The sequence below is a fragment of the Anoxybacillus sp. TBDG-1 genome, assembly GCF_054815885.1.
This window is the reverse complement of the sequence record NZ_JBTZSY010000002.1, coordinates 31158-45162: the sequence shown is the minus strand read 5'-3', so window position 1 is coordinate 45162 and position 14005 is coordinate 31158. Positions and strand designations below refer to the sequence as shown.

The following is a 14005-nucleotide window of genomic DNA, read 5'->3' as shown; positions in this document are numbered from 1 at the left end:
TTTTTACCAAAGTTTAAATCCTTTTGAGCCAGGAGGTGCATTTTGGATCATATCGATAAATGGAACAGTATATGCAATTAAAATGAGTACAACAGCAATACCGATCCATAATTTCCAGTTTTCAAATACGAGCGGTGTACGTTCAGCCTGTTCAGCAACTTCTGCAACAGGAAACTCTGTCTCACCTTTTGGAGCGAAAAACGCTAAGTTTGTAACGATGATAAGTACAAGAATAATACCGATAAACAAGATTGTTCCACCGACAGCTTGAGCGATTTGATAAGGAATCCACTCTAGCGCTTGTGGTGCATCGCCGTATGTTGAAAATGCTGAACGGCGAGGGGCGCCAAGCAACCCAGCAAAGTGCATTGCACTAGACATGAAAATCATACCAATTGACCAAACGATTGTTTGAATGATCGCTAAACGGTTCATCGCTTTTGTCATCACACGTCCTGTTAAATGTGGGATGAGCCAGTACGCTGCACCAAAGAACGTTAATACGACCGTTGTTGCTAATGTTAAATGGAAGTGACCTGTTACCCAAATCGTATTATGAACAACTTGGTTTAATTGGTGAGATGCGTTGACAAGACCACCAGCACCAGCAGGGATAAAGAACAACATACCGACAAATGGTGCAAAGAAACGCGCATCACTCCAAGGTAATTTCCGTAACCATCCAAATAAGCCTGTTGCCCCTTTTGAGCGACCATACATTTCAAATGTTGCGAACATTGAGAATGCAGTCATAAGCGATGGAATAACAACCATAAACGTTAAGACGACTTGTACGTATTTCCAAGCTGGATCAATCCCAGGTTCCACGAGTTGATGGTGGAAACCGACAGGAATCGAGAAAATTAAGAATAAAATGAATGACATACGAGCAAGAGAGTCAGAAAACATTTTTCCACCAATAATTTTTGGAATAATCGCATACCAAATCATATATGCCGGTAATAACCAGAAATATACGAGCGGGTGACCGAAATACCAGAACAATGTTCGGCTTACAAGTACGTTAATACGGTCAACGTAACCTAATGACCAAGGAATAAATTGGAATAATACAGTTGCTGCCACACCGAGCGAGCAAATGAGCCATAATATCATGTTAACAACGGCCATAAATGTAAGCAACGGACTTACTTGACCTGGATGAGCTTTTTTCCATTTAGCATAGTGGGCGAACATTGCAAAACCGCTAACCCAGCTACCGACAACAACAAGTGTCAAACCGATATAAAAGCCTGCATGTGCTTGGAGAGGTGCATAAAACGTATATAGAACAGAAGCTTCACCGATTAAAATATAAAATGCGGTGATTGCTGTACCGATTGTCATGAGCCAAAAACCGACCCAACCCCAAAATCGTACGCGATCAGAAAGTGTCCCAGCAGTACGACTTACAGCCGCAAATTGAAAACCAATGATAAAGAATGTAGTTAAAACAAGTCCAAGTAATACACCGTGAGTTGTTAAAATTGTATAATAGCTAATACCTGCCGGTAATTCAAATTTTCCAGAGCGCACAAGCACTTGCAATAGACCAGCAAGTCCTCCTAACGCAAGTGCAACGAAAGCGACATACATATGAGCCATGGCTAATTTGCCATCACGCGCATCTACTTTCCAAGTTCCGTTCATCATTGTTCAACCACCTTCACTTTCGCCATCATTAAGTGGTGACCGGTACCGCAATATTCATTACATAAAACGACATATTCACCAACTTTATTAAATGTTTGTGTATAGCTGCTTACGTACCCCGGCTCAACCATCATATTCACGTTTGTTCCAGCTATTTCAAAACCATGAATAACATCTTTTGTGGTTACGTTAATCGTTACTTTTGCCCCTTTTGGAATTTCTACTTGATTTGGCATATACGCAAATGCAGAAGCAACCATGTTTAATTGATATTCATTATCCCCTGTTTTAACAAGACCTGGTTTATCAAAAGGTGGCGTTTGGTCGACTTTTTCTGGATCGATTGTTGTTAAACAGCTCGGTGGTTGTGTGCCTTGTGCAAATGCTCCAACTCCTAAAACGGCTAAAAATACGAATAGCGAACCGATGCCGAAAAACAGCCAAATCTTTTCATATTTATGCATGTGCATAACATCTCTTCTCCTTTCTCCCTATAAACGATTTAAAAACAAGAAATATACGCTTACCCACGTGAAAATGAGGAAAAATCCTAAAAACAAAACGGAAGCAAGCGTTCCTTTTAATGCAGGTTCTTTCTCCACTTTTGTTTTTGGTGTGTTTGTGTTTAGTTGAGTTTTCACTTTCAGCCCTCCTTCCTTAATAAACATTAAATAGAAATGTATGCACTTTCATCATACAAAACAATTTGTGAAATGAAACGCTTTCTTCATATGTTTCACAAATTGTTCATTCGTTACTTTACCATCATCATAACCGTAAAAATAAGGGGTAGCTGTGACTTTTGTCACACAGATTTTGTGAGGTTGTGAAAAAAGTGTGAAATGTTTAGAAAAAGATGGGTATGAAATAAAAAAGAAGCTCACAAACGCAAGCTTCTTTTGTTTACTCATTATCAATCGTTAAAATGAGCTGCAATTCTCCCTTACTTTCGAAGTGAATTGGGACGCGAAATGCTTTATCAAAACCGTAAATTTTTGTTTGACCAACGAGGACAGTAGGAGGAGTAATGTCGATTGTAATTCCTTTTTGAGATACGATCGTTGCTAAGTTTCCTGCAATCATATTACCGAGTTCACCGGTAAATGACTCGAGCATTTCACCTTCTAAAGGCATACCGAACATCGTTTCTCCGATACTCCCAAACATCGTTTCATGTCCTTCGATCATGAGGCGTCCGCGTAAATCTCCAGTCATTCCAACCAATACACTAATGGACGTTTGGGTGAAAGGTTGTGTAAACAAGGAAGGTTTGTCAATTGTCATCGTTAGTGGGATGATAGAGCGAATCGATTCGATCGTTCCATTTAAAATCGTTGTAATTTTTTCACCTAAAGCCATAAAAAGCACCCCCTTTTTTCTTCATCATAACAAATTTTTCACTTTGATTACATCATTTTTCGACAAATACAGACAATGAAAACATAAAAAACATAGTGACGAAACAATAAATTGCGTTATAATGAAAGTGCACAACAACATACCTCCTTTCAAAACGTCGAAAGCTTTTCCTCCTATTTTTATGGGGAAAGCTTTTTTTTACTTAGTATGTATAAAATTGCTTTATCAGAAAAATATTATCATTAATGAAAGGAGGGAAATATATGCCGAGCATCGTTGCGGTGGAATTAGCTGAGCTTCCTTACCGCGCTTCGCAAAAAGAAGTGATGGTTGCAATAAAACGTATGTTTCAACATCGTTATGAACATATTGACCGTCTATTATGCATTTTTGAACACGATCATATTCAATCAAGAACGTTTGTACAACCATTAGATTGGTATATGACAGAACATTCATTTGCTGAAAAAAATGCGCTGTATATTGAACATGCCGTTCGATATGGGAAAGAGGCAATCGAACGTTGTTTACAGATCACCAATATTCATTTTGAAGACATTGAAGCCATCTTTTATATTTCAACGACTGGGATCGCTACACCGAGCATTGAGGCGAGAATCATGAACGAGCTACCTTTTTCGATACATACGAAACGAATTCCCGTATGGGGGCTCGGATGTGCAGGGGGAGCAGCTGGCATTGCTCGCGCGGTCGATTACTGTCGAGCATATCCAAAAGCGAAAGTGCTTGTCCTTGCGATAGAATTTTGCAGTCTCACTTTCCAACTTGAGGATGTGTCAAAAAGCAATCTTATTGGCACATCACTATTTGCTGATGGAGTAGGTTGTGCGTGTGTTGTAGGAGATGATGTGCAGTTGCGAAGTATAGCCCCGCAGGTGATCGATATGCAATCGGTATTTATGCGTAATATGGAAGATGTCATGGGGTGGAATATAGAAGATAAAGGGTTTTACGTGGTGTTCTCTCGGCATATTCCGACTATTATTCGTCAATCGATTGGTGGAATCGTGGAATTGTTTTTACGGAAAAATGGGCTTGGCGTTTCGCAAATTGAACATTTTGTTGTACATCCAGGTGGCAAAAAAGTGCTTGATGCCTATCAAGATAGTTTACATATAGATGAAAATAAGTTAACTCACGCCATTCATGTTTTACGAGAGTACGGAAATATGTCGTCTGTGACTGTGCTTGCTGTTTTACGGCGTTTTTTACAACAGTCTATCACTCAACAACAACACGGCCTAATGATGGCGATGGGTCCTGGATTTAGCTGTGAGCTTTTGTTGTTAAAATGGGGGAATGAAGTATGAAATGGGGAGTATTTTTTCTTTTAATTGTTCAACGATTTGTTGAGTTGTGCTGGGCAAAAAGAAATGAACGATGGATGAAGGAGAGAGGAGCAAAAGAATTTGGGCAAAATCACTATAAATATATTGTCTGTATGCATATCTTATTTTTTGTTTCGCTATTGCTCGAAGGAAGGAAGAAACGCGAATCGACTTTATGGTCATTTTTGTTTAACATATTTATCATTTTACAGCTGTTTCGCTTTTGGATTATCGCTTCACTTGGACGGTGTTGGAATACGAAAATTATTGTATTGCCAAATACAGAACGGATACAGAAAGGCCCATATCGGTGGTTTCGGCATCCCAATTATCTTGTTGTTGTCCTTGAATTTATCATTATCCCCCTTATGTTTCAAGCATATTGGACGGCAGTCATATTTACAGTATGGAACGCGTACCTTTTATTGATCCGTATTCGTGTAGAGGAACAGGCGCTACGTTTATTAAAATCCCCTCATAAGTAGGGGAATTTTTATGTATTTTTTTTGTGAACTACAGTAAAATGAATGTAGATTTTTTAAAAGGGGTATGGGGAAAAATGCAAAAAACAAAAACAGAACCGTTGCAACAATGGATATATCGCTTAATTGCACTTCATGATCAATTTGTCGAGATAGGCGACATAGTGCAAGCTAAAAAAACAAAACAATTGATTAAAAAAGCGTATGATGGAGAGTTTACAATTGCTTTTTGTGGTCACTTTTCTGCTGGAAAGTCTAGTTTAATTAATGAATTGATTGGGGCTCCGCTTTTACCATCTAGTCCAATTCCAACGAGTGCAAATCTTGTAAAAGTAAAGGCGGGAAAACCGTATGCGCGCGTATATTATAAAGCTAGTCAGCCGATTGAATATGTTGCTCCTTACGATTACGAAGAGGTAAAAACGTTTTGTCGAGACGGTGATACCATTGATATGATTGAGATTAGCGATGAAACAGATGCGATTCCGAGTGGAATTGTATTGATGGATACACCGGGTATTGATTCGACAGATGATGCGCATCGCTTGGCGACAGAGTCTGCTCTTCATTTGGCGGATGTTATATTTTATGTGATGGATTACAACCATGTGCAAGCGGAAATGAACTTCGAGTTTACCAAACGGTTGTCGCAGTATGGAAAAACGATATACTTAGTTGTGAATCAAATTGATAAACATCGTGAAGAAGAGCTTCCGTTTTCACTATTTGCTCGCTCGGTGGAAGAAGCGTTTCAGCAATGGGGCGTCGCATTTGAACGCATTTTTTATACGTCGTTGAAACAAAAAAACAATGTATATAACGAGTTCGAAGCATTAAAACAACTATTACAGTCGCTTTTCAGAAGGAAAAATGAGCGGCTTCTACAAAGTATACATATTGCGGTCGAGCAAATGATTGATGAACATATGCGATTAGTGATTGCGCAACAGGAAGAAGAAGAACAAAACATTCGTCAATTGCTTTCGTTCAATAATGAGCAGGAACTTCTGAAAAAGATCGAAGAAATGGAGCGAACGATTAATGACATAAAGAAAACGTGGTCAATTGCTAAGCAACAGGTTGAACAGCAGCTAGCAACAACATTAGATAACGCCTATATGATGCCTTATGAAACACGAGAGTATGCGCGTGCCTATTTAGAAGCATGTCAACCTGATTTTAAAGTTGGTTTCTTATTTACAAAGCAAAAAACGGAGGAAGAACGTAAAAAGCGGTTGCGTGTTTTTTATAAAGATTTACATAAAAAAATTGAAAGTCAGTTGGAATGGCACATTCGTGACTTGCTGAAACGTTTTTATCAACAATATGACGTCCATGACCATGAGTTGTTACATCGTATCCAACAATTAACGGTTCCATTCTCAGAACAATGGATTGTTGAACGGAAAACGAGTCAACCGCTTGTAACAGGAGATTATGTGTTAACGTATACAAACGATATAGCAACCGAGATCAAACGGTTATATCGCGACGTAGCCCTTCAAGTAGTGGAGCAAATGATTGAAAGAGGAAAAGCACAACAACGATTAGCGATGTATGAACAACAACTTGCACAGCTCACCGAGGAACAGGCGCGTTGGGAACGATTAAAACAACTTGCGCGTCAACGTGAACATACGCGTCAACAGTTGCGAAAAACTGTCGAAACGGCAAAGCTACGAAACGATGAAGCCGTTTATCCGTTTATTCATGAGACGTTTATGATGCGAGAGAGCAAAAGAAATACCGAAGAAGTTTCCTGTGTGAACGAAAAGATGCAAGAAGAACATCCAATTCCACCAGCACAAACAACGAGCGAGACGGTTGAACAAATGGTTGAAAAATTGCGTACGGTTAGCCAAATGATCGCTCCGATTGAAGGATTAAAACAACTAGCGAAAGAAATGAACGAAAAGGTTCGGCAGCTTCAACAACGGACGTTTACGATTGCTCTATTCGGAGCCTTTAGTGCTGGAAAATCTTCGTTTGCAAATGCGTTAATTGGCGAACACGTCTTACCTGTTTCGCCACATCCAACAACGGCGACAATTAATAAAATTGTTCCACCAACAGATGAGCATCCACATGGAACCGTTGTCGTACAAGTAAAAACGGAGCAACAGCTTTTAAACGATTTACAACACTCTTTGCGTTTTTTCGGTGTACAAGTTCATTCATTACAGGAGGCGATCGAAGAAAGCGTAAAGGCGATTTGTAATCACCATGTTGAAGCAAAAGAGCGCGTACATTGGGCGTTTTTACAAGCTGTTGTGCGTGGGTATGAACAAATGAAAGAAAAGCTTGGACACTTGCTTACGATTTCACTTGAGCAATTTCACGAATATGTAGCGAATGAAACGAAATCGTGTTTTGTTGAATGGATTGAGCTATATTATGATTGCCCATTAACTCGCGAAAACATCATCCTTGTCGATACACCAGGAGCAGATTCTGTCAACGCTCGTCATACAGGGGTTGCATTTAACTACATAAAAAATGCTGATGCGATTTTCTTTGTCACATATTACAACCATGCGTTTTCAAAAGCGGATCGCGAATTTTTAATTCAGCTTGGTCGGGTAAAAGATACGTTTAGTTTAGATAAAATGTTTTTTATCATTAATGCAGCTGATTTAGCGCATACAACAGAGGAATTACAAGCCGTTGTTCACTATGTGAGGGATCAGCTTTTACAATTTGGTATTCGCCATCCTCGTCTTTTTCCATTATCGAGTAAATGGGCGCTTGCCGAAAAGAACGGGGAAACATTCAAACATGGCGTATTATCGACTTCAGGAATGAGCACGTTTGAGCAAGTCTTTTATCCGTTTATTCATCAAGAGATCGGTTCATTAGCGGTAGCTTCCGCTCGTTTACAAATGAAACAAGCGCACAAACGGTTAGCAGAATATATTGCGGAAGCAAAACAAAGCGATGATATAAAGCGCAAGAAGCTACAAACATTGCAACAAGAGCAACAACAGCTTGGACGGATTATCGAACAATACGAAACAAATCATGACATTCGTGCAATCGAACAAGAGTTGAACGAGTTAGTTTATTACATTCAACAGCGCATTTTTTTCCGTTTGCCAGATTGGTTTAAAGAGTCGTTTAATCCGTCCGTTCTTCATGATCGACAAGCGAATATAAAAAAAGTGTTACAATTATGCTTAGACGAATTGTTGTATTCCGTTGGATTCGATTTAGCGCAAGAAATGCGAGCCACTAGCTTGCGAATGGAAGCGTTTATAAGCAAACGTTATGATCATCATTTTATGGCGCTAGAGAAACGGTGGGAGGAAGTTCATGATCTCATTGTAGCAAAAGTAGATCTTCCTGTTTTTCCGACATTGGAATTTCCACTTGCTTTTGAACAACTAGATCGCAATATATTTAAACAAGCGCTATCGTTGTACAAAAATGCAAAATCATTTTTTGAAAAAGATGAAAAGCGATTTATGAAAGAAGAACTAGAAAAACAATTACAAGAGCCGATTGCAGCGTATGTAGCTGAACAAAAGCAACGGTTGCTTACGCATTATACAAAACAGTGGAATACGATTATTGAGCAACTTCATTGTCATATGCGTGAACAACTAAATGAGCATTTTACGGGTTTATTTGCCGCATTAACGGCTAAAGCACCAATAGACGAATTACAACGTATTTACGACATGATTGGAGGAATGAATGATGAGTGAAGTTCACCAAGCTATTACAGCGCATTCACAAAAACAGCATGCGCTCATTCGCGCATTTGCACAATTAAATGCGAAACGGGAAGCGTATATTGAAGAAGCTGTTGCTTTATGTCAACGAGGCGAGTCATTTTCTGTACACAAGATTAACGAAGTGACAAAACAAATAAATGAACTAGCAAAAAATGGGATTGTACCACAACGAAAATATGTGACGGTTGACATGGTAAAGGAATATGTCCAAAAATTAAATAATCAATCATCGTAGTGTAAAACGTCCCATTCGTGCATACTATTCGTGTACGAAAAGGAGGGTGTGAAACAATGGGACGAACAAAATTAGGAAACGCAAATGCACAACGAAACAATAACGCAAAACAGAAAAACGACTTCAATAATGAGTTTGCTTCATATGCTGAAGTTGAAGCAAAAAAAATGAGCAACGAGCATAAAAATATTCGATAAGGCGCGCATATGCGCCTTTTTTTGAGATGACAAATCGAAGGGCGGTATGTCAATGAAAAAGTGGCTCGCTATTATTATTTTATTTAGTTTTTTTGCATACATGCTTTGGGAACATATAACGGAAAGACAAACGATCGCAACTGGTATTCATGTAGGAATGAAGGCTCCTGATTTTTCTTTACAAACAACCGACGGGAAAACGGTTCAACTTTCACAACTGCGCGGGAAAGCAGTTATTGTGAATTTTTGGGCGACGTGGTGTCCGCCGTGTCGTGCAGAAATGCCAGATATGCAAAAATTTTATGAACGATATGATCAACAAGTAGAAATTTTAGCTGTAAATGTGATGGTGAGAGATTCACAAGAAAAGGTACGTGAGTTTGTTAAAGATTACAATTTAACGTTTCCTGTTGTATTAGATGTTGATGGCGATGTGATGAAACAATATAATATTCAACCAATTCCAACATCGTTTATTATCGACCACCAAGGAATTATTCGTGAGAAACAAATTGGTCCCATGTCATACGAACAAATGGTGCGATATGCAGAAAAATGGGGGAAGTAGCCGAGCAGTCGGCTATTTTTTGTATATTTTTCATTATGTTTGGAAAAGATAGAAAAAAACAAAAAGTAGGTGAATATGTGATGCGGAAAATAAGAAAACGAACATTTGCAGAGCTAGTACTGGAAAATAAGCGACAGCTATTGAACGATGTCCGTGCATTAGAAAAATTGGAAGAGAAAATGGAAACACGCTGGCTTCATAAAGCGGAGTAATGTGGTCATACTACAAGGGAGAGGGGGATGAAAAATGGGTAATCCAAAAAGTAATCAACAGCCATTTGTGCCGCAACATATCGGGACGAAGCCAAGAGCGGCAGGTGGCAATAAAGGAAAGCAAATGCAAGATCAATCTGGTCAACATCCACAAGTGATTCAAACGAAAGGGGAATAATAAGGGCGGATGTTCGCCCTTATTATAGTTTACATAATATTTTTACGATAAACAAAATGATATGTATAACGTAAAAAAAAAACGTACACGATAAAGGGTGTACATTTTTATTTTGATAAGGAGGATGGTAAAATGAAGCCTAATCATGATGACCGTCGCGATAATGTAGAGAAGTTACAAGACATGGTACAAAACACGCTCGAAAATATTGAGAAGGCAGAAGAAACAATGGCATTCGCTAGTCCAGAGGAGCGCGAAAAAATTAGAGAAAAAAATCATCGTCGCGAAGAAGCAATTGAGGCGATGCGAGCAGAAATCAAAGATGAAGCAAGAGCTCGTGAAAGAGGATATGAATGATAAAAGCCGCATACGTGCGGCTTTTTGTATGCTCTGTTTACATGTTCTTATGTATGGTACAATAGAAAAATAAAGTATTGTTATTTCGGAGAGTGAGAACGAATGATGATTTCACAAAAAGAAATTGAAGTGCGTTACGCAGAAACAGATCAAATGGGGATCGTCTATCACGCAAATTACTTAATTTGGCTAGAAATAGGACGAGCTCATTTTATTCAACAACTTGGTTTTCAATATGCTGATATGGAGAAGCAGGGAATTGTGTCCCCAGTTATAGATTTACAAATCTCTTATAAAAAACCGTTACGATACGGAGAAACAGCCACAATCAAAACATGGGTGGAATCATATGATGGTATTCGAGTTGTTTATGGGTATGAAGTATTAACTCCAACGAATGAAATCGCGGCAACAGCAACTTCAAAACATGTTTGTGTAACGAAAGAAACGTTTCAACCTGTTTTAATTAGAAAATATTTTCCAGATTGGCACGAAGCGTATGAACGCGCAAAAAAGAGATAAAAGCGGGATCTCCCGCTTTTATCTATACATAAATATCGGTTCGTTTTGCTTTTCATCAAACTCAATATATAAATCGTGACCATCGAAATACCACATATCGTTTTGTTCGATAAAAAAGATGATGCCCTCTTTTTCTAACGTTACGGCTACATCGATTGGTTCTTCCTTATTCACTCCTAGAGAAAAGCCTTTTTGTACGTTACTACACCCACCATATCGAGCGAAAAAACGAACATAGTCCCCACGCTGTAATTGGAGTTCTTCTTTATACCACTGAAACGCTCGATCGCATATGTATATATTCATTATGTTCACCATCCTTCACCAATGATTATAAAAGAACGAGAAATATTTTTCTATTTTTGAATACCCGATTCAAGAAAAAATAAAAAAGGAACTATACAACTGATGACAAACCATGTATCATTAATCCGTAATGATTGTGAAAGGGAAAGGAGTGACAGTTCCGTTATGAGCAGGGCGAACACGAATGAACCAGAACCAGCAATAATAGAGGAAGTAGCTTCGTTTTTTGGCGCTGGAACGTACTGCTCACAGACGAAACAGGTGCTCCAACGACAAAAAAGTGGCGCTTACCTCTTGTAGGGAAGATAGGGGGGAGTTACGCCATGATGAACATTTATTTATCCAATGATCAAGGGAAATTAGAGGAAATTCACGAGCTCAAAAACGGCTGTTGGGTAAACCTCGTTTCTCCAACAGAAAGTGAAATTCGCTACATCGCAGAGCATCTTAATATTCCTATTGACTCGATTAAAGATGCACTCGATGATGAAGAGCGGTCACGCATCGAAAAAGAAGACAACCATGTGCTCATCATCGTCGACATTCCAATTATTACGTACGATGAAGGAAACATTCCAACATATGAAACTATTCCAATTGGAATGATTATTACAAACACCTGTTTTATTACTGTATGCCTCCAAGAAAATCCAATTTTTGAAGAGTTTACAAAAAATAAAGTAAAAAACTTTTATACGTATATGAAAACGCGTTTTGCTTTGCAAATGTTATATATGATTTCAACGTATTACTTAAGATACTTAAAACAAATTAATCGCAAAACGAGCGAAATTGAAAAACAGCTACATCAATCGATGCAAAATAAAGAGTTGTTTTCTTTACTTAGTTTAGAAAAAAGCCTCGTTTATTTTACGACATCATTAAAAGCGAACAATATTGTGATGGAACGGTTGCTTCGGTTGAATTATTTACGGATGTATGAAGACGATCAAGAATTGTTAGAAGATGTCATTATTGAAAATAAACAAGCGATTGAAATGACAGAGGTGTATAGTAGCATTTTAAGTGGAATGATGGATGCATTCGCTTCCGTCATCTCGAATAATTTAAACATCGTCATGAAGTTTTTAGCTGCCATTACGATTGTTATTTCTTTCCCAACGATGGTGACAAGTTTTTACGGAATGAACGTTCCGATTCCGTATCAAGATCGACCATACGCCTATCTAGTCGCGTTAAGTATCTCTTTCGTTTTTTCGAGTGTTACAGCGTTTATTTTTTGGAAGAAGCGTTATTTTTAAAAGGACGGTATGCACCGTTCTTTTTCTGTGTCTTAAATAAAAACGAACATTAGATGAAAATAAATTAAAAAAAGATCGTTTTTATTGACTGATTGTGTACTGTTTAGTATATTAACATTCGGAAAAAAGAAAGGTGAGGGATGAAAGATGAACAATTATTATGATGTAATCGTTGTTGGAGCAGGTCCGGCAGGGATCTTTACTTGCTATGAATTGACGTTAAAATTGCCAGGAGCGCGCGTATTGCTCATTGATAAAGGTCATGATATTTATAAAAGAAATTGTCCAATTTTGCAGAAAAAAATTGAGAAATGTCCCCCGCCAGTTGGAAAAAAAGATTATGCAGGCTGTTTACCTGCTTGTTCGATTACAAACGGATTTGGAGGGGCAGGCGCCTATTCAGATGGTAAGTTTAACATTACGAGCGAGTTCGGTGGATGGATGACAGATTATTTACCTGATTCGACTGTGTTAGAACTTATTCGCTATGTTGATGAAATTAACTTAAAGCATGGTGCTACCCATACATTAACCAATCCACTTACAGATGCAGTGCGGGAAATTGAAAAACGTGCCTATGCAGCTGGATTAAAATTGCTTCGTGCGCAAGTTCGTCATCTTGGTACGGAACAAAACTTACAAATTTTAAAGAGTATATACGAATATTTGCGAACACATGTTGATATGATGTTCAAAGTAGAAGTGGGCGACATTTTAACTGAAAAAATCGATGGTGCGAATTATGTAAAAGGAGTTCAACTGAAAAATGGGGAGATGCTCTATGCTGATCGTGTTGTCATCGCCCCAGGACGTGATGGCTCAGCTTGGCTAACGAATATATTGAAACGACGTGGATTGAAAATGATCAATAATCAAGTCGATATTGGTGTTCGTGTTGAAACGTCTAACGTAGTTATGGAAGAAATTAATACACATTTGTACGAAGGGAAGTTCATTTTTAACACATCCGTCGGGACACAAGTTCGGACGTTTTGCAGTAACCCTTCTGGCCATGTTGTTGTTGAAAATCATTCAGGGATTATGCTTGCAAACGGTCATGCGTATAAAGATCCGAAACTAGGAAGCAATAATACAAACTTTGCTCTTCTTGTTTCTCATAAATTTTCAGATCCATTTGATCAACCGAACGAATACGCCCATCAAATTTCTCGTTTAGCGAATGCATTATCTAACGGCGGTATTATCGTGCAAAAATACGGAGATATTTTAAAAGGTAGACGCTCAACAGAAAAACGGATTAAAGAAGGATTCATCGAACCAACGTTAAAAGAAGCGGTTCCAGGGGATTTAGGTCTCGTTCTCCCTTACAATACGATGAAAAGTTTAATTGAGATGACAGAAGCATTGAACTATGTCACCCCAGGCATTGCGTCAGAACATACACTTTTTTACGGAGTAGAAGCGAAGTTTTATTCTGCTCGTCCAAAGTTAAGTGAACGTTTTGAAACAGAAATTTCAGGATTATATGTTGGAGGAGATGGTGCAGGAATTACACGTGGTTTGGCACAAGCGGGGGCATGTGGGGTGTGGATTGCACGACATATTGTAGAAACGTATAGCTAGCGAGAAT

General features: G+C 38.5%; 17 protein-coding genes. 12 read left to right on the top strand and 5 right to left on the bottom strand.

What is annotated here, in order from left to right; all coding sequences use genetic code 11:
* Window positions 1-3: 3 nt before the first annotated feature.
* The 4 genes from ACYQY7_RS01145 to ACYQY7_RS01130 form a co-directional block, all read right to left on the bottom strand.
* Entirely contained in the window at window positions 4-1653 is a 1650-nt protein-coding gene (locus ACYQY7_RS01145) for a b(o/a)3-type cytochrome-c oxidase subunit 1 (protein WP_461200322.1), read from the bottom strand.
* Window positions 1650-2123, bottom strand: a complete 474-nt coding sequence (locus ACYQY7_RS01140) for a cytochrome c oxidase subunit II (protein ID WP_461200321.1) — start codon at window positions 2121-2123, stop codon at window positions 1650-1652. The genes ACYQY7_RS01145 and ACYQY7_RS01140 overlap by 4 nt, the downstream gene beginning before the upstream one ends.
* A 21-nt stretch (window positions 2124-2144) precedes the next feature.
* A complete protein-coding gene (locus tag ACYQY7_RS01135) occupies window positions 2145-2294 on the bottom strand; it encodes a cytochrome c oxidase subunit 2A (protein WP_009361298.1) in 150 nt (49 codons plus the stop codon).
* A 262-nt stretch (window positions 2295-2556) separates the two neighbouring features.
* Window positions 2557-3012: a chemotaxis protein CheX gene (locus tag ACYQY7_RS01130; protein WP_461200320.1), complete on the bottom strand. Its 456-nt coding sequence runs from the start codon at window positions 3010-3012 to the stop codon at window positions 2557-2559.
* A gap of 263 nt (window positions 3013-3275) precedes the next feature.
* Here ACYQY7_RS01130 and ACYQY7_RS01125 point away from each other — a divergent pair, with 263 nt between their 5' ends.
* The 10 genes from ACYQY7_RS01125 to ACYQY7_RS01080 all read left to right on the top strand — a co-directional run bounded on the left by ACYQY7_RS01125 (window position 3276) and on the right by ACYQY7_RS01080 (window position 10846).
* Complete coding sequence (locus tag ACYQY7_RS01125; protein ID WP_461200319.1) at window positions 3276-4343, top strand: type III polyketide synthase; 1068 nt, start codon at window positions 3276-3278, stop codon at window positions 4341-4343.
* Window positions 4340-4846: an isoprenylcysteine carboxyl methyltransferase family protein gene (locus ACYQY7_RS01120; RefSeq protein WP_461200318.1), complete on the top strand. Its 507-nt coding sequence runs from the start codon at window positions 4340-4342 to the stop codon at window positions 4844-4846. Before ACYQY7_RS01125 ends, ACYQY7_RS01120 begins: the two co-directional genes overlap by 4 nt.
* 74 nt (window positions 4847-4920) lie before the next feature.
* Window positions 4921-8547: a dynamin family protein gene (locus tag ACYQY7_RS01115; RefSeq protein ID WP_461200317.1), complete on the top strand. Its 3627-nt coding sequence runs from the start codon at window positions 4921-4923 to the stop codon at window positions 8545-8547.
* Window positions 8540-8812, top strand: coding sequence for a YpbS family protein (locus tag ACYQY7_RS01110; RefSeq protein ID WP_461200316.1), 273 nt, complete (start codon window positions 8540-8542; stop codon window positions 8810-8812). Before ACYQY7_RS01115 ends, ACYQY7_RS01110 begins: the two co-directional genes overlap by 8 nt.
* A 56-nt stretch (window positions 8813-8868) precedes the next feature.
* Window positions 8869-9009 (top strand): hypothetical protein, encoded by a 141-nt coding sequence (locus ACYQY7_RS01105; protein WP_461200315.1) that lies wholly within the window; start codon window positions 8869-8871, stop codon window positions 9007-9009.
* Between the two features lie 46 nt (window positions 9010-9055).
* A complete protein-coding gene (locus tag ACYQY7_RS01100; RefSeq protein WP_461200314.1) occupies window positions 9056-9577 on the top strand; it encodes a peroxiredoxin family protein in 522 nt (173 codons plus the stop codon).
* A gap of 80 nt (window positions 9578-9657) precedes the next feature.
* Complete coding sequence (locus tag ACYQY7_RS01095; RefSeq protein ID WP_080730362.1) at window positions 9658-9789, top strand: FbpB family small basic protein; 132 nt, start codon at window positions 9658-9660, stop codon at window positions 9787-9789.
* Between the two features lie 34 nt (window positions 9790-9823).
* Window positions 9824-9967: an acid-soluble spore protein N gene (locus ACYQY7_RS01090; RefSeq protein WP_003396082.1), complete on the top strand. Its 144-nt coding sequence runs from the start codon at window positions 9824-9826 to the stop codon at window positions 9965-9967.
* A 132-nt stretch (window positions 9968-10099) separates the two neighbouring features.
* Entirely contained in the window at window positions 10100-10324 is a 225-nt protein-coding gene (tlp, locus tag ACYQY7_RS01085; protein ID WP_461200313.1) for a small acid-soluble spore protein Tlp, read from the top strand.
* A gap of 102 nt (window positions 10325-10426) precedes the next feature.
* Window positions 10427-10846 carry an acyl-CoA thioesterase gene (locus tag ACYQY7_RS01080; protein ID WP_461200312.1) on the top strand — a complete coding sequence of 140 codons (420 nt, stop codon included), beginning with the start codon at window positions 10427-10429 and terminating at the stop codon, window positions 10844-10846.
* Between the two features lie 18 nt (window positions 10847-10864).
* Here the strand turns inward: ACYQY7_RS01080 and ACYQY7_RS01075 are convergent, their stop codons facing one another.
* Window positions 10865-11152 carry a HesB/YadR/YfhF family protein gene (locus ACYQY7_RS01075; RefSeq protein ID WP_461200311.1) on the bottom strand — a complete coding sequence of 96 codons (288 nt, stop codon included), beginning with the start codon at window positions 11150-11152 and terminating at the stop codon, window positions 10865-10867.
* 323 nt (window positions 11153-11475) lie between these two features.
* Between ACYQY7_RS01075 and ACYQY7_RS01070 the strand changes: the two genes are divergently transcribed.
* Together ACYQY7_RS01070 and ACYQY7_RS01065 are read left to right on the top strand one after the other, a co-directional pair.
* Window positions 11476-12414 (top strand): magnesium transporter CorA family protein, encoded by a 939-nt coding sequence (locus tag ACYQY7_RS01070; RefSeq protein WP_461200310.1) that lies wholly within the window; start codon window positions 11476-11478, stop codon window positions 12412-12414.
* Between the two features lie 147 nt (window positions 12415-12561).
* Complete coding sequence (locus ACYQY7_RS01065) at window positions 12562-13998, top strand: NAD(P)/FAD-dependent oxidoreductase (protein WP_461200309.1); 1437 nt, start codon at window positions 12562-12564, stop codon at window positions 13996-13998.
* Window positions 13999-14005 lie beyond the last annotated feature (7 nt).